This is a genomic window from Marinoscillum sp., from assembly GCF_040222955.1.
Lineage (GTDB): Bacteria > Bacteroidota > Bacteroidia > Cytophagales > Cyclobacteriaceae > Marinoscillum.
The window spans coordinates 17,360-35,528 of sequence record NZ_JAVKCA010000019.1 but is presented as its reverse complement, the minus strand read 5'-3'; the positions used below and the strand labels follow the sequence as shown (position 1 = coordinate 35,528).

General features: G+C 47.2%; 22 protein-coding genes. 17 read left to right on the top strand and 5 right to left on the bottom strand.

Annotated features, from left to right (window positions below):
• Positions 1-123: 123 nt before the first annotated feature.
• The 8 genes from RIH33_RS16065 (at position 124) to RIH33_RS16030 (ending at position 6,686) form a co-directional block, all read left to right on the top strand.
• Positions 124-786: a response regulator gene (locus RIH33_RS16065; RefSeq protein ID WP_406654902.1), complete on the top strand. Its 663-nt coding sequence runs from the start codon at positions 124-126 to the stop codon at positions 784-786.
• Positions 783-1,535 carry a sulfite exporter TauE/SafE family protein gene (locus RIH33_RS16060; protein WP_406654901.1) on the top strand — a complete coding sequence of 251 codons (753 nt, stop codon included), beginning with the start codon at positions 783-785 and terminating at the stop codon, positions 1,533-1,535. The genes RIH33_RS16065 and RIH33_RS16060 overlap by 4 nt, the downstream gene beginning before the upstream one ends.
• 108 nt (positions 1,536-1,643) lie before the next feature.
• Entirely contained in the window at positions 1,644-2,123 is a 480-nt protein-coding gene (locus RIH33_RS16055) for a hypothetical protein (RefSeq protein ID WP_406654900.1), read from the top strand.
• Between the two features lie 42 nt (positions 2,124-2,165).
• Positions 2,166-3,029, top strand: coding sequence for a hypothetical protein (locus RIH33_RS16050; RefSeq protein WP_406654899.1), 864 nt, complete (start codon positions 2,166-2,168; stop codon positions 3,027-3,029).
• Positions 3,030-3,090: 61 nt separating this feature from the next.
• Positions 3,091-4,101 (top strand): hypothetical protein, encoded by a 1,011-nt coding sequence (locus RIH33_RS16045; protein ID WP_406654898.1) that lies wholly within the window; start codon positions 3,091-3,093, stop codon positions 4,099-4,101.
• Between the two features lie 99 nt (positions 4,102-4,200).
• Entirely contained in the window at positions 4,201-4,782 is a 582-nt protein-coding gene (locus tag RIH33_RS16040) for a hypothetical protein (protein ID WP_406654897.1), read from the top strand.
• A gap of 48 nt (positions 4,783-4,830) precedes the next feature.
• The gene (locus tag RIH33_RS16035; protein WP_406654896.1) at positions 4,831-5,649 is read left to right on the top strand and encodes a glucosaminidase domain-containing protein; all 819 of its coding nucleotides are present in this window, start codon (positions 4,831-4,833) and stop codon (positions 5,647-5,649) included.
• A complete protein-coding gene (locus RIH33_RS16030; RefSeq protein WP_406654895.1) occupies positions 5,646-6,686 on the top strand; it encodes a polysaccharide deacetylase family protein in 1,041 nt (346 codons plus the stop codon). The genes RIH33_RS16035 and RIH33_RS16030 overlap by 4 nt, the downstream gene beginning before the upstream one ends.
• A 2-nt stretch (positions 6,687-6,688) precedes the next feature.
• On the opposite strand, the gene RIH33_RS16025 is transcribed toward RIH33_RS16030, so the two are convergent.
• Positions 6,689-7,630 (bottom strand): EamA family transporter, encoded by a 942-nt coding sequence (locus RIH33_RS16025; protein ID WP_406654894.1) that lies wholly within the window; start codon positions 7,628-7,630, stop codon positions 6,689-6,691.
• Between the two features lie 86 nt (positions 7,631-7,716).
• Between RIH33_RS16025 and RIH33_RS16020 the strand changes: the two genes are divergently transcribed.
• The 6 genes from RIH33_RS16020 (at position 7,717) to RIH33_RS15995 (ending at position 11,503) form a co-directional block, all read left to right on the top strand.
• Positions 7,717-8,349, top strand: a complete 633-nt coding sequence (locus RIH33_RS16020; RefSeq protein ID WP_406654893.1) for a hypothetical protein — start codon at positions 7,717-7,719, stop codon at positions 8,347-8,349.
• Positions 8,350-8,407: 58 nt separating this feature from the next.
• Complete coding sequence (gene yjjX, locus RIH33_RS16015; protein WP_406654892.1) at positions 8,408-8,941, top strand: inosine/xanthosine triphosphatase; 534 nt, start codon at positions 8,408-8,410, stop codon at positions 8,939-8,941.
• A gap of 85 nt (positions 8,942-9,026) precedes the next feature.
• Entirely contained in the window at positions 9,027-9,569 is a 543-nt protein-coding gene (locus RIH33_RS16010; protein WP_406654891.1) for a hypothetical protein, read from the top strand.
• Positions 9,570-9,673: 104 nt separating this feature from the next.
• Positions 9,674-10,507: a 4,5-DOPA dioxygenase extradiol gene (gene ygiD / locus RIH33_RS16005; protein ID WP_406654973.1), complete on the top strand. Its 834-nt coding sequence runs from the start codon at positions 9,674-9,676 to the stop codon at positions 10,505-10,507.
• A gap of 1 nt (position 10,508) precedes the next feature.
• Entirely contained in the window at positions 10,509-10,985 is a 477-nt protein-coding gene (locus RIH33_RS16000; protein WP_406654890.1) for a peptide-methionine (S)-S-oxide reductase, read from the top strand.
• A gap of 83 nt (positions 10,986-11,068) precedes the next feature.
• Complete coding sequence (locus RIH33_RS15995; RefSeq protein ID WP_406654889.1) at positions 11,069-11,503, top strand: hypothetical protein; 435 nt, start codon at positions 11,069-11,071, stop codon at positions 11,501-11,503.
• A gap of 1 nt (position 11,504) precedes the next feature.
• Here the strand turns inward: RIH33_RS15995 and RIH33_RS15990 are convergent, their stop codons facing one another.
• Positions 11,505-11,972 (bottom strand): ExbD/TolR family protein, encoded by a 468-nt coding sequence (locus RIH33_RS15990; protein WP_406654888.1) that lies wholly within the window; start codon positions 11,970-11,972, stop codon positions 11,505-11,507.
• Positions 11,973-11,990: 18 nt separating this feature from the next.
• Positions 11,991-12,533 carry an ExbD/TolR family protein gene (locus RIH33_RS15985; protein ID WP_406654887.1) on the bottom strand — a complete coding sequence of 181 codons (543 nt, stop codon included), beginning with the start codon at positions 12,531-12,533 and terminating at the stop codon, positions 11,991-11,993.
• A gap of 97 nt (positions 12,534-12,630) precedes the next feature.
• Between RIH33_RS15985 and RIH33_RS15980 the strand changes: the two genes are divergently transcribed.
• From RIH33_RS15980 to RIH33_RS15970, 3 genes are all read left to right on the top strand, one after another.
• Entirely contained in the window at positions 12,631-13,194 is a 564-nt protein-coding gene (locus RIH33_RS15980) for an RNA polymerase sigma factor (RefSeq protein ID WP_406654886.1), read from the top strand.
• Entirely contained in the window at positions 13,175-13,432 is a 258-nt protein-coding gene (locus RIH33_RS15975) for a hypothetical protein (RefSeq protein WP_406654885.1), read from the top strand. Before RIH33_RS15980 ends, RIH33_RS15975 begins: the two co-directional genes overlap by 20 nt.
• Positions 13,433-13,585: 153 nt before the next feature.
• Entirely contained in the window at positions 13,586-15,424 is a 1,839-nt protein-coding gene (locus RIH33_RS15970; RefSeq protein WP_406654884.1) for a methyl-accepting chemotaxis protein, read from the top strand.
• 3 nt (positions 15,425-15,427) lie between these two features.
• On the opposite strand, the gene RIH33_RS15965 is transcribed toward RIH33_RS15970, so the two are convergent.
• Both RIH33_RS15965 and RIH33_RS15960 read right to left on the bottom strand, forming a co-directional pair.
• The gene (locus RIH33_RS15965; RefSeq protein ID WP_406654883.1) at positions 15,428-16,168 is read right to left on the bottom strand and encodes a copper homeostasis protein CutC; all 741 of its coding nucleotides are present in this window, start codon (positions 16,166-16,168) and stop codon (positions 15,428-15,430) included.
• 23 nt (positions 16,169-16,191) lie between these two features.
• Positions 16,192-17,991, bottom strand: coding sequence for an ATP-binding protein (locus RIH33_RS15960; RefSeq protein WP_406654882.1), 1,800 nt, complete (start codon positions 17,989-17,991; stop codon positions 16,192-16,194).
• Positions 17,992-18,169 lie beyond the last annotated feature (178 nt).

Genomic DNA, 18,169 nt, shown 5'->3' with positions numbered 1-18,169 from the left:
CAATAAAATTCCTGTTATAGTAGCTGAGAATACCCTCTCAATGGTATATCATGCCATCAGGAGTGCCGTTAATTTTAGCCCAAAATTATTCACCATCATGAGGCGCTAAAACCACGGATACGCATGAATTTATTATCTTTCCTGAAAATCAAAACTGCCGCCTTGACCATGAGAATATTCTTGACCGATGATCATGCTGTACTGATCGGAGGACTGATCAAAATCATAGAATCTGAGCCCGACCTGGAAGTAGTAGGAAGTGCGGGAACTGTATCTGACACGATGGATCAGCTCACCCAGAGAAAAGTGGATCTCCTCATTACCGACTATAACTTACCGGATGAAGACGGACTTACCCTCGTCAGAAAAGTCAAAAGAAAATACCCCGACATCAAAATTCTGGTGCTCAGCATGCACGATGAAGCCCATCTGGTCAAAGAGATCCTGAAAGAAGGCATTGAGGGTTATCTGATTAAAAAAGACTCTCACAATGAACTGATTAATGCCATCTACACCATCAGGTCCGGCAAAACCTATCTAAGCTCAGATGTCAGCAAAATACTGATCAAAGGCCTCAATGGCGTAGAAGAACAACGCCTCCTCACGGAGCGTGAGCGAGAGATTGTCAAGCTCATTTCCAAGGAGTTTACCAACCGGCAGATAGCGGAAGAATTGTTTATCTCTGAACGAACCGTAGAAACCCACCGCAAAAACATTTTCAGAAAGACCGGAACAAATAACCTCGTCGGATTAATTAAGTTCGCCTACGCAAACAACCTGATTTGATCGAACTATTTTCTTTCCAGTTTACCTATCTGGAATTCGGCTTTTTTCTATGTGTCCCATTCCTGATAGGTATGGCTAAGACCGGCATTCACGGTGCAGGAATGGCTGCGGTGCCTTTACTGGCACTGGTTTTTGGCGGGCGTCTGTCCAGCGGCATTATGCTGCCTATTCTCTGTATTGCAGACGTGTTTGCAGTAGCCTATTACAACAGACACGCCAACTGGACGCACCTGGGTAAGCTTTTTCCATGGGCCGCTGGCGGGGTGGTTTTGGGGACTTACATTGGAGGAATGATCGACGATGAAGCATTCCGAATGATCATGGCGGTCATCATCTTCGTGAGTCTGGGTATTATGGTCTGGCGTGAAAAATCCACCAATCAGCATATACCTCAGGGCATCTGGTTTGCGGCTCTGCTCGGGGTTTTAGGGGGATTCACCACCATGGTGGGCAACCTGGCCGGCTCGGTGATGGCACTTTACCTTCTCTCCATGCGTCTGCCTAAAAATGAATTCATCGGTACTGCCGCCTGGTTCTTCATGATTGTTAATCTCTTCAAAATCCCTTTTCATGTCTTCGCCTGGGAAACGATCACTCTTGATAGCTTTTTACTGGACCTGACCTCCATACCAGCGGTGGCGCTTGGCGCTTTTGTCGGGATCACCATTGTCAAAAAAATACCGGAGCAGTATTACCGGTGGTTCATCATCGCTACCACAGCCCTGGCAGCCCTCATGATGGTGTTGTAGCCTTCAGTCCTGATCTCATCCAAAAATACCCTGCTCAGGGTATGCGTTTTACGTTCTCGTACGGATGGATTTCTCCTGGCTTCGTTCGGAGATTTGTATTAAAAAACAATGAAAAATCCCGTCTTACTTCTCGCGCTTGTTCTGGTAACACTTGCCCAATTTTCATGCTCAGAAGATCCTGATGATGTCAATGTAGTAGAGCAAAAAGGCATGCTCACAGTGGACATCTCCGGAACCAGCACCATCAATTTTGAGGACGACACCCTCACGGCTTATACCCATGCTGGCCTGTTTATAGTGAAAGCTTCAGATGCAGCTGAAAACAACATCTGGATCATGATGGACATGACCAAAATTGACAATATGATCGGGGAGCATACCGTAGCCACTACTGGTGCTGAAGTGCAAATCAATTTCAACCTTGGAGATGCCTCACACTATTACAGCGCTACTTCAGGAGTGGTCACCGTAACAGAATACGACGAAAAATTCATCAAAGGAACGTTCTCCTTCGAAGCAAAGGATGCTTCAGATTCGAAAGCCACCGTTTCGGGCGCCAACGGTCAGTTCCAGTCCTCCATACAATGATAGAAGCAGTCTCCATCCAAATCATTCAAAACCATCCATCTCATGATTCTCCAAACAAAGAAAATATTGACAGCAGCTCTGCTGACGCTGGTAGCAGCAACCCTGCATGCGCAACAGGTCACCTACCAGGTGTTGGAAGACAATCCGGATAAAGTTTACACCAGGTTTATTGCCCCGGAGTTCGGCATGGAGTCCAACTCTACCAACCTTTCCTTTTTTGCCGGAGCCAATACCCGAATGGGTTTAACGGAAGCCATCACCCTGGAAGGAATCGCCAGATTGGACCTCTATCAACTGAGCGGATCAGGCCCTTCCTTCCTGCTGGAAGCCGGTGGGTTTCTTCCCCTTACCTCCAAAATCAAAAAGAAGGAAGTGCCGATAGTCCTGAGCTACAACCCCTATGCGGGTACGGTCTATAAAGATGGCCGATCGTACAACGTGGAGGAAACCAAATCCATCAAAATACCAGAGGGCCAGTACCGAAATGAGCTTGGAGGACGTGGAGGATTGTACATGCGCAAAACCGGAGCTGAAAGCCTGGCCGGAAATGCTTCCTCACACATTTTTCTCACCGGTGCCTATCTGGGCGGACAGTGGACCTCACAGGCCTACGTGAAAGCCAAGATCAACAACGATGTAGAGCGTATTGGCGCAGGATTCACCAGGGTTTATGCAGATCTGCTCGTGCTTCCGGTCTCCACTTTGGATGACCCTGCCGCCAACGAAGGGCTAAAACCAGACGGTGCCATAGGCTGGCGACTGGGCTTTCAGTGGTATGTAAGTCCGCACGACGGAGACTACAAATTCCTGAGCAACTCCGTTTTCACTGCCGAGCTGGGTAAGCGCCCCTTGACCGGGTTTTTATTCAATATGTCCTGGGGCTTTGCCTTCATGAATAATCGATAATCACTGCCTCAAAATTTCAAATTCAATCACAACAATGCACTTTTCAATAAAATCAATTGACATGAAAAAAATCGTTCTAACAATGGCCATCATCGGCATGATCTGCGGATCAGCCCTGGCTCAATCCGTCACTGAAAAAGAGGTCAAAATCTCAGGATACGGTGAGAAAAAACTAAAAAAAGCTCCCAGAAAAGTTTACATCGCCAATTTCCGGGTGTACTTCCATGTGATCGCTTCAGCCACCGCCAAATCCACTGGTGGATCTACCATAGGTGGCGGTTCTTATAAAGGCAACACCTCCACCACCATGACTGTAGCCGTAGACGGGGTGGATGTACCGGATTTCCAAAAAATAACGGACGAAACCTACAACCGATTTGTGGCTGACCTAAAGTCCAAAGGATTCGAAATCATCAGCACTGCTGATGCCTCTAAAATCGACTTTTATGAGGACTGGGAAATGAAAGAAGGCGGCCAGGTGAACTATGCCAACGTGCCCGGCTATGTATCAGTAACCCCTACAGGCACACAGTATATGGTGAAAAAAGAAACCCGTAAGGGCCGTGAAAAAGCCACCTTCATAGACCGCACACCACGCATCTCCAAAGAGCTGGAAGACGCCATCATCATCGAAGCTACATTTGCCTTCCCTTTTATAGAGATGAAAACCAACTCTTCCAATATGGTGGGCTTTTCATCTGTGAAAGCTAAAACCAGCTTCGAGCTGGGTGGAGCAGCAGGTTCTGATGGGCTTACTAACCTTTATGAAAACTCTCAGGTTAAATTCACCTCCGGCAGCGGAGCCGGAGCTGCTGCTGAATCATACCTGGCGGCCGATCTCAAAAAACCCATTGCGCTACCTGGTGTATTCAAGGATGAGAAATTCAAGGAGTTTTCTGCCGCCAAGAGCACCCCGGCCTATTATGGAATTGTATTCGTGACCAATACCAAAGATCAGGTAACCAACACTGCCACGTGTGACCAGCAGAAATATGTAGAGGCCACCACCAAAGCGATCAATGGATACATTGACCTGGCACTGGAAGCCTTCTACGACAATGCCATTAAATAATCTTTTCAATTATTCACCTTTCAAAGGTCAAGTGAAAGGTGCATAGTTTGCCCTGGCGGATTTCCGTCAGGGTTTTTTATTTTACATAAAAATACGACCATGTTTTTCTCCAGAAAACCCAAAGGCCCGAGCAAAACGTACATCGCCTACAAATCCAAACTGGCGAAATACCGAAGTGTGATGACCGTGCTTACAGAAAAATCCGGCAAAAATCTGATGGTATATTTCTTTGAGCAATCCGCGAAGGAAGTGCGTCAGCTATGTGAAGTTCTCCACCTGAGTATCTCCGAGCCGGGCATTTCTTCTGGTGGAGATATTACACTGGTCAGTGCTTATGATCTGGGCAAGCACCCTTTGCTTGATTTTTCAGAGATCGCCTGTATAGAAGTCCATCCTTTGTCCGGCGTGAATGTGCTGGTGGAAGAGGCATTTCAACACAAGACCGGGGGACAAATCACCTACTATATCGGGATGGATGAGCCATTATTTGAGGTCTTTGGTGCAGAGCGGATACTCCGGATGATGGAGCAAATGGGAATGGAAGATGATGAACCCATTGCCCATCCTATGATTAGCAAGAGTCTGGAGCGCGGGATGGAAAAGCTTCAGAAAACCCTCGTCAATCCCAGGGACATCCGAACTTCACCAGAAGATTGGCGTGCCGCCAACCTTGCCACGTGATCCGGAACCCGCAAAACCTTACTCCTCACTTTTGAGTTTACTAGCCTCATGCAAAGTCTGCGTTTCCATCTGATCCCTTTCTCCCTGCTTGGCATCCTGGCCTGCAGTGAACCCCCTATGGTCATGGTGCTCTCTCCCACCCAGGTGGCAGTACAGCATGCAGATGACATACTTGTCATCGATGACACCCTCGTCAAGCCGGTGCTCTATCACAACCTGCCACACTTTGAGGAGCTCCCCGTAGAAGAATCCAAAGCAAAATTTATTGGTGCGGTACTGCCCGCCATCCTCATTGCCAAATTCAAAATAGACAGTGTGCGTGAAGAAGTAAAGGCCCTCACCCTAAAGAAGAAGTGGAACCACAAGGATTCGGCCCTTTACATGGCTCAGTCGGAAAGATTCAGGGCAAAAAGTACCGCATCTCTGCTGGATAAAATGCGGACGCACCCCAACAGCATCGTGTTGGCGCAGGCCATAGTAGAAAGCGGCTGGGGATCATCCCGCTTTTTTCAGGAGGCCAATAATCTATTTGGAATCTGGTCCTACAACACCTCGGAGCCTCGAATCGCTGCCGGTAAAAGCCGAAACGGCACCCGCATCTTTTTGAGAAAATATGAGAATATTTCGGAGTCCATCGTGGACTATTTTGAAACCGTAGCCCGGGCCCAGGCCTACAGGCACTTTCGGGAAGCCCGCAAAAACACCAATGAAGTAACCTCCCTGGTGCCCTATCTCCGATATTACTCCGAGCGGCGAGATGAGTATGTGGAACAGCTCCAGACCATCATCCGACAAAATGACCTCACCCGGTATGATGGCCACCAACTCGATCCGGCCTATTTCATTGCCAAAACACTCCCTAAATGACAGTAATTACCGTACATATGCTGCTCGCTCTGAGCATATTATTTAGCGGCCCTGCGGATGCTGTGACTACAGATAGCAAAGAAGTGGTTTGCTTTGTTTATCACCGCTTTGGCGATGACAGGTTCCCTTCCACCAACATTTCATTTACAGATTTTGAAGCGCACCTCCAATACCTCAGGGACAATAACTATCAGGTTTTATCTTTTGCAAAAGCCATCGAATACCTTCAATCCGACCAGCCATACCGTAAAACAGCCGTCATCACCATCGACGATGGCTATAAGAGTTTTTATGCCAGTGGCCTTCCCCTGCTGGAAAAGTATGGCTACCCAGCCACGCTCTTTATCAACACCAAAACCGTGGGCGGCGGGGATTATATGGATTGGGAAGCACTACAAAATGCTGCAGCACGTCAAATAGAAATCGGCAATCACACGCACAGCCACGCTTATTTCCTCAATATGCCGGAAAGCAGCCGCTACAAGACCTTCGAAGATGAAATACGTCTAAGTCAAAAAATCATTACGGAGCAGCTCGGCAGTGCGCCCACATCCTTCGCCTATCCCTATGGAGAGCTGGATTCCAAAATGGAGGAGATCATTCGCAGCGCCGGATTTACAGCCGCAGCAGCGCAAAATTCAGGGGTGATTTCCTCCCGGAGCGACTTTATGAGGTGTCCCCGGTTTCCCATGTCAGAATCGTATGCTGCCATAGAAAAGTTTTCCGCAAAAGCCCGGATGCATGCCTTGATCATTAAAGAAGAAAACCCGAGCTCCTTTTTGATGCCAGAGGATAATCGTCCGGAGCTCACCCTTCGGTTCGACAAGGGTGAGCTTCAAACCAACCAGATTCAATGCTTCATTCAGGGGAGTGAATGCCAGATGACCGTGACTGAAAAAGGTGGAGAAATCATCCTGAAACTATCTGCAACAGGAAAACTGACCCGGCGGAGAACACTGTACACTGTCACTGTTCCAGATAAAAATGGACAATGGCATTGGCACAGTCATCTTTGGATAGACCCATCAGCCAGGTGAGCTTATCTCCCCAAAATCAGAAGCAATAAGCCCAGCAGTATTCCGCCGAGGTAGACCCCTTTCTTTCTGATATTTTTCTCCTGATAGAAAATAGCCCCAAAAAGGAAAACGATGAGCACATTGGAGCGACGCACCAGGCTGATGACCGAGATCAGTGAATCGGGCAGTGAAATGCTGTAAAAATAGAGGTAATCCCCGATCAGCAGGAAAATACCAATGAATGGAATGCTCCACCGCCACTGGAAAGTCGTGGTTTTGGCTCGCCCCGGATACCAGAGTAGCATCAGCACAGGTACCAGCAGCACGGTCTGGTAAAAGGTGAAGTAGGCCTGTACGGCCAGCACATCCGTCTGACGAAGCAGGTGCCGGTCATACAGGGCGCTGCACGTGCCAAAAAGTGTTCCGGCAATCAGAAACCAAATGAACTTATTGTTTCGGAAGGAAATGCCCTCCAGCTTACCGGCGGTGGAAAACAGGTAGAAAAAGACAAAAATAACCAGCACTCCCGCAAGCTGGAAGAAGTTCAACCTTTCTGAGAAAATCAAAAAAGCCCCGAGCATGGTCCAGAGCGGCCCGGTGGAGCGAATGGGAGCCAAAATGGTCAATGGCAGATTTTTCATGGCAAAGAAGGTGAAAATCCAGCTGCTGAGGACGATCACCGTTTTGAGAATAATTCGGAGGTGATCAGCCAAACTCACCGGAGGCACGTACATCAGCTGATCACTGGTGAGGTATCCCATCGCAGAGACAAGTACCAGCACCAACATAATCACTGAGGCCATTACCGTGGAAAAGAAAAGGGTCGGAATCACTGCATTTTCATTGAGCGAAATCTTTTTGAAAATGTCATAAAAGCCAAGAAAAAATGCTGAGGCAAAAGCCAGGATGAGCCACATGTATATCTGTAATTGAGTGGCCACAAAGGTAGGAGAAAGACATCCCATGAGCGGTACTTCTTCAAAACCCTCAAAACAGTTCTTTTCAATATTTAACAGAATTTCTTAACTTTAGTCAGCTATCCGCCCAAACCATGGGATCAAATAGAACTTTGACCGCCCTCCTTTTTGCGCTCGCCATCTGCTCGTCAGGTTTGCTGATCAACTGCGCCTCCTATTCGAGTTTTCAAACCGCGAGAACGCTACCCCAGGGTAAAGTATCCGGTACCGCCGGTCTGGGATACAATTACCTCGGGGAGGAAAGTTTCGTAGATCTGGCCCTGCGTGTAGGACTGAAAGACAGTGTGGACATCGGTCTGAAGGCCAATTTCACCAACTGGGGCAGTTCCCTGATCATGGGTGATTTGAAAAAGCAATTGGCCACCTCATCACCCAATTTCAGCAGTGCCCTAGGTCTGGGGTTTTCGGCAGTCACTGCAGATGATGAAGGCATGGCCTTGCACGTTCCGGCCTTTTTCAGTTTTCACTCTACCAATCAAAAACTGGCATTGTATCTCAACCCACGGGTTTTTTATTATTTCGACCTAAGAAACAGCGAGGACAGGTCACACAACAACTCCGGACCGGGGGTTGGCAATTCGGTGGGATTAAAACTTGGAAATAGATTTGCCATCATGCCAGAGTATAGTTTTTTCGTGGGGCAGTACAATGATGAACTCAAAGTCAACACCTTATTCAGTGTAGGTCTGGGTTTTCGGGTGCCGTAAACCTCACCGAACACAGCCAAATATTTATCTTCGCTACCAACCAATTGATCAAAATCAGATGCAAATAGTCGTGGCTTCTAAAAACCCCGTGAAAATCAATGCCACCGAGGAAGGATTCCGGCAAATATTTCCAAAGGTTGAGCATTCGGTAACAGGGCTGAGTGTTCCATCCGGTGTCCCTGACCAACCCATGACCGATGAAGAAACCCTCCAGGGGGCTGCCAACCGGGCTCAAAACGCCCGCCTTGAGCGACCTGATGCCGACTATTGGGTAGGCATAGAAGGTGGCCTGGATGAAACCCGCCAGGGGCTGATTGCTTTTGCATGGGTGGTGATCCTCTCCCAAAATCAAATGGGACAGTCCCGAACGAGCACCTTTCACCTTCCCCCTAAGGTCACAGAGCTTATCCATCAGGGCATAGAGCTTGGTCATGCCAACGATCAGGTGTTTGGTGAGCGGAACTCCAAACAAAAAGGCGGTGCCGTAGGATCACTCACTGATGGTGTGCTGGGCCGAACAGAATACTACGTGCAGGCTGTCATGCTCGCGCTCGTCCCTTTCAAAAACCCCGATATCTACCCCATTCTCTGACCACAACTGGCACAATTCAGCAAAGCTTAAATAAAATTACCTGAGAATAAGTATCTTAGAGAAACTGGTTGTTTCTATTGAACACATGAAGATTCTCTACACCTGTCTATTGCTCTCCTGTCTGCTGCTCACTTCCTGCTTTGAGTACGAAGAAGAACTCTCTCTGGTACAGTACGGTAGTAGGGACTATGCCCTCTCCGGGGTCCTTCAGGAGGACTGGGGGGCACATTCTGGTGAGCACTATAACATGGATTTTACCATCATAGGAGAGCATTCTGTTTTTGAGGAAAACCAAAACGCTTTGGGTCAAACCTACTTCACCCTCAGTGAGGATTTTGACTGTTACATTTTCACAGAATTTTTTTCCCCGGGTAAAGATGGATTTCAGGAAGGCACATTTACCTCGTTGGGAAATCGTAAACTCTCAGAGGCCGAGGGCGAGTTTGTATTTAGGCGGGTGCAATTCGGGCGATCATTGGAGGAGGCCATCTATGGCGATAGCGGCACCATCACCATTGTGATCACCAGCAAAGGGGTATATCGCATGAAATATGACATCCTGATGCAAAACGGAAGAAAGCTGGAAGGCACATTCATAGGAACGCCCCAATACCTGGACAGGAAATAAAACCTCACTACTCGTAAACTATTTGTAGGTGATCCGCTGTTTCATCTCCGTTACCGATGAATAGGAAAGAATTTATTTACCGATCATTAAGCAGTCTATTTGCCATGTCGCCACTCAAGTCTTTTGCTCAAATGACCAACGACCTGCCTGTGCAGGACAAGAAAATGCCAGTGCTTTTCATGGGCCACGGATCTCCTATGAATGGCATAGAAGACAATGAATTTACCAGAAAGTGGGAAAGCATAGCCAAAGAGATCACCCAGCCTGCGGCAGTGCTCTGTATCTCCGCCCATTGGCTTACGCGGGGTACGCACGTCACAGCCATGAATCATCCCAAAACCATTCATGATTTCGGAGGTTTTCCGCAGGAGCTTTTTCAGGTACAATATCCGGCACCTGGTGATCCCGCTTTGGCGGCAGAAACCAGCAAACTCATTCAATCTACCAACGTGGGTCTGGATCATGACTGGGGGCTGGACCATGGCTGCTGGTCGGTGGTGAAGCGGATGTACCCAGAAGCTAACATCCCGGTACTACAGCTCAGCATAGACTACCATCAGCCTCCGGCCTATCATTATCAACTGGCACAGGAGCTTTCTACCCTTCGCAAAAAAGGTGTGCTTATTCTGGGCAGCGGCAATATGGTGCATAACCTGCGCATGGTAGACTGGCAGCATTTCGATGTGCCCAATTATGGATTTGACTGGGCACAGGAAATAAACGAAAAATTCAAAACGAACATCTATTCAAAGGAGCATTCCAAACTGATTAATTACACGGACCTGGGGCCGGCCGCTAAACTGGCGATCCCTACTCCGGATCATTATTATCCGTTGCTCTATGCGCTGGGCCTTCAGGATCAAAGAGAAGAAGTGGAAATCTTCAATGATCAGTATGTCGCCGGATCATTAACCATGACTTCCGTCAAGATTGGATAGCATGACACTTGGACTGGGCGGAGGATGTCACTGGTGTACGGAAGCCGTTTTTGCAAGACTCAAAGGGGTATCCGCTGTATCGCAGGGTTGGATCTCTTCGGTAGCGCCTAATGAAGCTTTTTCGGAAGCTATTGAGGTACAATTCGACCCTGAAATAATCCCTCTGGAAGTCATTATCCATATTCATTTACGCACGCATTCATCTGCTTCGGAGCACGCCATGCGGCACAAATATCGCTCAGCGATTTACACCGTCAGGGAATCCGATGCCCTGGCAGCGGAAGCGTCACTTGCAGCCCTTCAACCTCACTTTCCGCAGCCCCTCATCACTCAGGTATTGCCACTTGTTGCCTTTCGACTAAATAGCGAGGAATACCTTGATTACTACCTCAAAAACCCTGAAAAGCCTTTTTGTAAAATCTATATTGATCCCAAAATCCGGCAAATTACCCACGATTTCTCCCCCTACTGCTCTTGAAATCCCGCAGCGTTGATTTTCTTTAGTGCTCCTTTTCTGGTAAATTGAAGGAAAGATTTCTTCAAATCAACCAACCTACTAAAATGGAAAATCAAGACGTAAAAGTACCCGTATGGTTCTGGATCGTGGCGGTGGCCATGCTCATTTGGAACCTGATGGGGGTAGGCTCCTTCATACAAAACATGATGATGTCGGAGGAGGCGCTGCTGGCACTCTCTCAGGCAGAGCAGGATCTGTATGCCAACTATCCCAATTGGACCAAGGTTGCATTTTTTGTGGCGGTATTTGGTGGCTCCATTGGGTCTCTGGGTCTCGTGCTTCGCAAGGCCTGGTCCCGATCAATCCTGATCGTTTCTCTGGTGGCGATAATTGCCCAGATGATTCACAGTTTATTCATTGCCAAAGCCATGGATGTGTATGGGCCTGGTGCCGCCATCATGCCGGTGATGATCATCGTGTTTGGATTTTTTCTGGTCTGGCTGTCCAATTTTGGCATTCAAAAAGGCTGGCTGAGATAAGTCAACTCCCGGTTTCTTTCAGCGTCCGGTAGAGAATTTTCCGGGCGTTGATTTCTTTGAGTTTCTCCTGAACATCGGAAACCAGTCCCATACTCACATGTTCATCTGCCCTCAACAGTATGATCATCTGATCTTTTTGAGCTTCCGGAAGCTGCTCCCTTTGCTCAATCCCCCACTGTGGCAGTTCTTCAAGTGAAATAATCCGGCCACCAGCCTCAATCGAGGGTGATGACCCGTAACGACTGCTCTTTGGCAAGCCAATGCTGATTTCCCTAAGGAGTGATTTTTGATCCACCTTAGTCAGTGCTTGCGCTTTTGGAATCTCCACCGTGATCATTTCCTCTTTGGTCTTGATGGTCGCACTCACCATGAAGAAGAATAACAAAAGGAAAACAATGTCTGGCAATGAGGCCGTTGATATTTCGGCGGTATGCTGATTCTTCTTTTTGAATCGATTAGCAGTGTTCATAAGCTTGATCTTTAGGGTTTAGTCTGGGTCGGCTATTGAAATATTCATCGGTAGTCCTTCTTTTCCTTGCAGGTAAAGTTGATACTCTGAGGGGTCACGCTGGTCCAACTGGCGGTACGCTTCAGCGGTCATTCCTACCTGCTCTCCATACAGTTCATAATAAGCTTCCTTCACCTCATCCAGCACTTCAATAAAATATTGGTATTCCGTCCCCCGATTGGTTTTGATAGAGATGATGGCCTTTTCCGGGTGGTCCGAAAGTGTAGGGATGGCTCCACGGTTCATCACGAAGCTCTTCACCTGTGATCGGAGCCCGGAGAGGTCGGGACTTATCTCACCTCTTATGAGATATTGATTCTGGGAGTTGATGAGAATTTTGAATAGGTTCCGCTCAGAAATTTTGGCGGTATTCTGCTCCTCTGGTTTGGGGGGAAGCTTCAGTATAAGCCCCTGTTCCTGAAGGATGGTGGTAGATACCAGGAAGAAAATCAGGAGGAGGAAGGCAATATCGGCCATTGAGCCGGTATTGATCGCTTCGGGTTTTAAGGATCTGGGTTTCATTGGCTTTTTCTCCTATAATCCCGTTTATCAAAATAGTCACACTAAAAAAACGTTTAACTATGTGACTATTTAGCCTTTCAGGATTAGTCATTTGACAATGACCGGGTCTTCAAATCATATTGACCTAAAGGAAGAAAAGAGGTGGATTGAGTTGTCCCAAGAGGACATTCAGAACTTCAGACCTCTTTACGAAAGATACTATGCCTCCATATTCCGGTACATTTTCAGAAGGACAGATGATGAAGACCTGACTGCAGACCTGTGTTCTCAGACTTTTCTGAAGGCCATTACTAACATTAAAAAGTTCCGGTGGCAAGGAAAACCACTCGCATCATGGCTCTTCACTATTGCCGGCAACGAAATCAAAAAACACTTCAGGGATCAAAAAGAAATTTTTGTGATCGAAATCGATAAGTTTTCAGAGCTCCCGGAATTCAAACCGGAATGGCGCCACCTTACACAAGACCGAATGATCGCATTACTTAATGTCCTTGATGAAAAGGAGCTTCGAATCATCGAGTTAAAATATTTCGAAGAAAGCACCTTTATGGAAATGGCCGTTATTCTGGGGTTGAAAGAAAGCACCATCAAGATGAAATTGTATCGACTCCTGAAAAAACTGAAATTACAACTTGAAACCCATGACACGGTACGACTTTAGGTTCAAACGACAAGCATTCCGCTCTCATAACATAGCCAAACATAAAGACTTTGGCTCGTTGGAAAAACTCTATTCCGCACGAAAAAGGAGCAGAAACATTGGAAGGCTCTTGCTCATCCTGATAGGACTCATCCTGCTCATCATCACCCTGGTATTCACCTCAGCGGCGCAGAACCTACCAACAGATCAGTACAACTCAACAGAACAAGCCTTTAAAAATTTACCGAATCGCCTATAAAATATCGGTCGTCCCATGATTAAACTTCGCGTCCTTCCGTAACAACCTACTTTATTTCATCTAACGCTCTCATTTTAACCTGTTATTGTGTATTTTTTCTCACCAGATCATTAAGACATAAAATAATACTCACTATTTAGTTCTATTAAATTCATGAATGACTTCTTAATTTTTACCCTGGCCGTGCTGGCTGCAGGGAGTATTCTGTTTGGAGCCAACTACATCATGTTAAAACAATCATTCCTGTACAGGATAGGAGTGGTTTTGATTGTACTCACTTGTGCGATCGCTATAATCACTATGGTAGTTGGTGTTTTTGGGATTCAGTACATGTTCCTGACCATTCCCCTCGGATGCGGTTTTGGCGCTATTGCACTATTGGCAATCATCCGAATCGTGCGCAAGCCCTTCCACGAAATGCGCAGTTACCTCAAAGCCATCTCCACCGGAAGCATCGCGATGGACGGGCAGTCAAACGCACTGGAGAAAGACACAGAGACGGGCAGATTATTCAGTCTGCTTCATTCTTACCTTCAGCGGATAGATAATGTATCGGTATTTGCCTCGGAAATAGGCAACGGAAATCTGGAAGTGGAGTTTATCTCCGCCGGAGAAAATGACCTGCTGGGAAACTCCTTAATAAAAATGAGGGATAATCTGAAAGCCGTCATAGACGACTCCAAGGCCGTAGTGAAGCAGGCCACCGAAGAAGGTAAGCTGGAAGCCAGAATAGAAACCTCAGGAAAAGAAGGCGCCTGGAAGGAGCTCGGAGAAGCCCTGAATAGTCTTTTAGTCTCTTTCTCTATGCCTTTGCTGAGGTTCAACACCATCATCAATGCCCTGGCCAATGGTGACCTCACCAACCGATACGACGATCAAGCCAAGGGTGACATTCTAGAAATGACCCAAAGCCTGAACTCCGCCCTGAGTAGTATTGATGAGTTGCTCAGTCAGGTGGCACAAAACGCCACAATTATCGAGGAATCTTCCAGCGATATGCGGGTATCTGGCATAGAAATGAGCTCCAATACCAACGAAATCGCCTCCTCTATTGTGGAGATGAGTCATGGTGCGCACCTTCAGGTGAATAAAGTGGATGACGCGTCCAGCCTCATGGAAGGTATCTTAAACTCTTCGAAAGAAATGGGCCATAAGGCCGAGACTATCCATAATGCGGCGAAAATGGTAGCAGAAAACAGTAAAAAAGGAAATGTGATGATTGATGAAGTGGTAGCCAACATGGGGCAGATCGCTGGTTTCTCAGATAAGACCAACGATTCCATTAAGGTGCTGACGGAGCGATCTCGTGAAATCTCCCGGGTACTGGGGGTGATTACTGAAATTTCCTCACAAACCAACCTCCTGGCACTCAACGCCGCCATAGAGGCGGCTCAGGCGGGTGATGCCGGGAGAGGCTTTGCCGTGGTGGCCGAGGAAATCAGAAAGCTTGCCGAAGATTCTAAAAAATCCGCGAGGGAGATAGAAGCGCTGGTAGTAGATGTGCAAAATGACACCCTCAAAGCCTCGGATGCCATGGCGCAGATGAGTACAAGTGTAAAAAGTGGGGAGACCACCTCACGGGAAGCTGCTGACTCATTCAAGGTCATTCATGATTCTTCACATTTGAATCTTGAAATTTCCGAAGAAATTCTAAACGCTACACAAAATCAAATTCTGGATATCAATAACGTAGTGAACATCACCGAGGGTATTGTGGTCATCGCAGAGGAAACAGCTGCCGGCACTGAGCAAATTGCCAGCTCTGCGGCAGAACTATCCACCGGAATGGAAGTCTACAATCAGAAAATAAAGAAGCTGGCAGAGGTAGCCGAATCCTTGAAAGCCGGGGTGAGTATTCTCAAACTGTCTGGTCAGAATCACCCGTATAGCATAGAGCATAATCAGGAAAAAGAACCCCTGTTGCTGGATTCATTAGTGAGCGAAACTGCCGGCGAAATGGAATATGAAGAAATGGATCAAAAAGAGGGTTAACCCTTAATCTTCTGTTGACCGAAAGGATCGGATCAGCGCACTATCCACTACTAAGCGTTCATACTCTGAAGAGTGGGTAGTGCCTCCCATGATCACATTTGGGTTTCTGTGGGTCATCTGGCTTTCCAGAAGCTTCCGGCCTGATACGTGACATTCCCGTACGCCTGTTTGAGCAACGAGCTGCTGAATGTTGTGAGGCCGCACTCCACCCCCGGCCAGGATAATAATGTTGGATGCAGCGTGGCTTACCAGGTCAGCAATCATCCCTGCCCCGTCCGAAGCAGTGGCATGCAACCCCGATGTTAACACCCGGTCGACACCCAGAGTCACCAGAGCGTCAATGGCTGAGAATGGATCCCGCACCATGTCAAATGCCCGATGAAAGGTCACATTCATGGGTCTGGCTAAAGCCATCAGCTCAGACATACGCTCCATGTCCACATCGGCCTCTCTGGTCAGGCAGCCAAATACCACTCCATCAGCCTTCAGGTCTTTGGCTACCTGAATGTCGTATTTCATGGCCTCTATCTCAGCGGGTGAGTACAAAAAATCTCCGCCGCGGGGCCTGATCATCACCTGTAGCCCTATGCCAATCCGGACCCTAACCGCCTGAATGATCCCGGCACTTGGCGTGGTCCCTCCTTCCGCCAGGTTATCACAAAGCTCCACCCGATCTGCTCCGCCTGCTTCAGCATTCACCGCAGATTCTATAGAATCAACACATACTTCAATGATTGTTTTCATTACGTGCCTTTTGACCCGCTAAGCTAAATCGGAAGACTCACAATAAACGTGCTACCTGTACCATTCGGCGTTTCCAGCCATACCCTTCCCCCCAGGTCTCCTACATATTTTTTCACAATGGAAAGGCCCAGGCCCATGGACTGTTCGCCTCCAGTAGGTTTAGCACTCAATTTTTGAAATCTGCTGAAGAGCAGCTCCCGATCCTCCTCTGTAAATCCCGGACCCTGATCACAAACTTTGAAAAGCACAGATTCATCCTGCTTTTCTGTTTCCAGCCGGATACATGTGTTCGTATCCGAAAATTTCACCGCATTCGACACCAGGTTTTCCAGAACCAAAAAGAGCAACATGTGATCCGTCTCTATGATCTGATCATCGTGTTTGTGTGACAATTCCATTTTAATACCCTTTTGGGCAGCCGCCATCCGGTACCGACTGACGATATCTTCGGTGATCTGGGTGACATCCACCTGCTCCCGAAGTACAATGCTGCGGGTCCCTTCCACCACCTCCACATCCAGTATTTTAGAAATCATCTGATTGATCCTTTTGGCTCCCGTGCCAATCTGTATCAGCAGCTCTTTATCCTCCTCAGACAACTCCTCGGCGTGTGTATTCAAAAAATCTGAAAGACCAATGATCTGGCCCAGGGGTGACCTCAGATCATGTGCAAAAACCTTCATCAAAACATTCTTCTCTTCATTGAGGGCAATGAGCTGCAAATTCCTGTTCATAAGCTGCTCATTCTTCTGACGGATGTCATTCTGCTGGGCCTCGATCTGATCCTTTTGGGTTATCAAAAGCCTGGTATTTCGTCGGTTTTTGAAAAACAAAAAACCAATCACTCCCAAAAAGATACTGACAAAGATGATCCCGACTATGAGCACACGCTTGATGTTCCTGTCCTTCTGAAGTTTCAGGTTGGCGTTCTTGATCAGAGCGAGCTGAAGCTCCTTCTCCTTGGTGAGAATGGAGGTTCCTATCTCCGTGCCTCCGTAGAGGTTTTCTATAAATTCATACAGTTCGGCACCCAGGTAGTTGGAAATAATGCGAGCCACTTTTTCACCATAGCGGGGATCAGACAGGAACTGATTGAAGGGTATCTGCCAGTCGCTGGCCCTGGGCATGATCACTCCATAACCTGTCCCGCGAACATTATAGAGGTTTTGACGGGTCAGGTCACCTCCCTTTTTCATCAGCATCAGATAGATTGGCAAATCAATAAACCCAAAACGATTCTCCGATTCTGCAATGTTATCTAACACGTTTTGATCGCTGTGTATATGTAAAATCTCAAAATCAATATTCAACTGATCCTTGAGGTTTCGAAGGAGATTTTCATAACTGGTGCCTTTGATGGTGACTGCCACCTTCCCGTCCAGCATTTCCTTAAGTTCCTGATAGGTCCTGGCAATGGGGGTTCCCTGACCCGTGACCAGCACGGTAATATCCGGGAGATAAGCGTCAGAAAAATTCAAATACAGTTTTCTATCCTCAGTGATAGAAAAAGCCGAGGTTCCCAGAATGTCGGGACTTTCAGGATCTTTCATGATATCAAGAATGCTATGAAAGTTTTCAGCCTCAATCCACTCAATAGATAGCTCCACTCCCTGGGTTTCCTGCAGGTATACCGAGAATTCCATCAGCAGGTCATATTCAATCCCATGCAATTGGCCTTGCTCCTCATAGATGAAAGGCACAGAAGTAAACCAGTAAACTTCCAAAGTGCCGGTTTTGTGCTTTTGAGCCTCCTTCCAGCTGTTACTGATGCACACCTCGGGAATCAGAAACAAAAACATCCAAAAAAATAACTGCCGATACATAGCCTAAATATGTTCATTATTAGAAGGCTGTACAACGGGCTCAGACTGAACAGGAGAAAGCAATGTCTAATCGGGAGTTTTAGTGCCAAATCTGGAAATGATCTTGCTCACCAATAGAAAAAATTAATTTCTGAAAAGTTGAGGTATTTATATATTGTAGGATTAAATGTTTACCCAA

Coding starts and splice junctions, on each gene's coding strand:
- RIH33_RS16000 (WP_406654890.1), top strand. CDS start 10,509: ATGACACTTGGACTGGGCGGAGGATGTCACTGGTGTACGGAAGCCGTT.
- yjjX (WP_406654892.1), top strand. CDS start 8,408: ATGCAAATAGTCGTGGCTTCTAAAAACCCCGTGAAAATCAATGCCACC.
- RIH33_RS16010 (WP_406654891.1), top strand. CDS start 9,027: ATGAAGATTCTCTACACCTGTCTATTGCTCTCCTGTCTGCTGCTCACT.
- RIH33_RS15960 (WP_406654882.1), bottom strand. CDS start 17,991: ATGTATCGGCAGTTATTTTTTTGGATGTTTTTGTTTCTGATTCCCGAG.
- RIH33_RS16035 (WP_406654896.1), top strand. CDS start 4,831: ATGCAAAGTCTGCGTTTCCATCTGATCCCTTTCTCCCTGCTTGGCATC.
- RIH33_RS16065 (WP_406654902.1), top strand. CDS start 124: ATGAATTTATTATCTTTCCTGAAAATCAAAACTGCCGCCTTGACCATG.
- RIH33_RS16030 (WP_406654895.1), top strand. CDS start 5,646: ATGACAGTAATTACCGTACATATGCTGCTCGCTCTGAGCATATTATTT.
- RIH33_RS15995 (WP_406654889.1), top strand. CDS start 11,069: ATGGAAAATCAAGACGTAAAAGTACCCGTATGGTTCTGGATCGTGGCG.
- RIH33_RS15965 (WP_406654883.1), bottom strand. CDS start 16,168: ATGAAAACAATCATTGAAGTATGTGTTGATTCTATAGAATCTGCGGTG.
- RIH33_RS15970 (WP_406654884.1), top strand. CDS start 13,586: ATGAATGACTTCTTAATTTTTACCCTGGCCGTGCTGGCTGCAGGGAGT.
- RIH33_RS15980 (WP_406654886.1), top strand. CDS start 12,631: ATGACCGGGTCTTCAAATCATATTGACCTAAAGGAAGAAAAGAGGTGG.
- RIH33_RS15990 (WP_406654888.1), bottom strand. CDS start 11,972: ATGAACACTGCTAATCGATTCAAAAAGAAGAATCAGCATACCGCCGAA.
- ygiD (WP_406654973.1), top strand. CDS start 9,674: ATGTCGCCACTCAAGTCTTTTGCTCAAATGACCAACGACCTGCCTGTG.
- RIH33_RS15975 (WP_406654885.1), top strand. CDS start 13,175: ATGACACGGTACGACTTTAGGTTCAAACGACAAGCATTCCGCTCTCAT.
- RIH33_RS16050 (WP_406654899.1), top strand. CDS start 2,166: ATGATTCTCCAAACAAAGAAAATATTGACAGCAGCTCTGCTGACGCTG.
- RIH33_RS16020 (WP_406654893.1), top strand. CDS start 7,717: ATGGGATCAAATAGAACTTTGACCGCCCTCCTTTTTGCGCTCGCCATC.
- RIH33_RS16055 (WP_406654900.1), top strand. CDS start 1,644: ATGAAAAATCCCGTCTTACTTCTCGCGCTTGTTCTGGTAACACTTGCC.
- RIH33_RS15985 (WP_406654887.1), bottom strand. CDS start 12,533: ATGAAACCCAGATCCTTAAAACCCGAAGCGATCAATACCGGCTCAATG.
- RIH33_RS16040 (WP_406654897.1), top strand. CDS start 4,201: ATGTTTTTCTCCAGAAAACCCAAAGGCCCGAGCAAAACGTACATCGCC.
- RIH33_RS16025 (WP_406654894.1), bottom strand. CDS start 7,630: ATGGGATGTCTTTCTCCTACCTTTGTGGCCACTCAATTACAGATATAC.
- RIH33_RS16045 (WP_406654898.1), top strand. CDS start 3,091: ATGAAAAAAATCGTTCTAACAATGGCCATCATCGGCATGATCTGCGGA.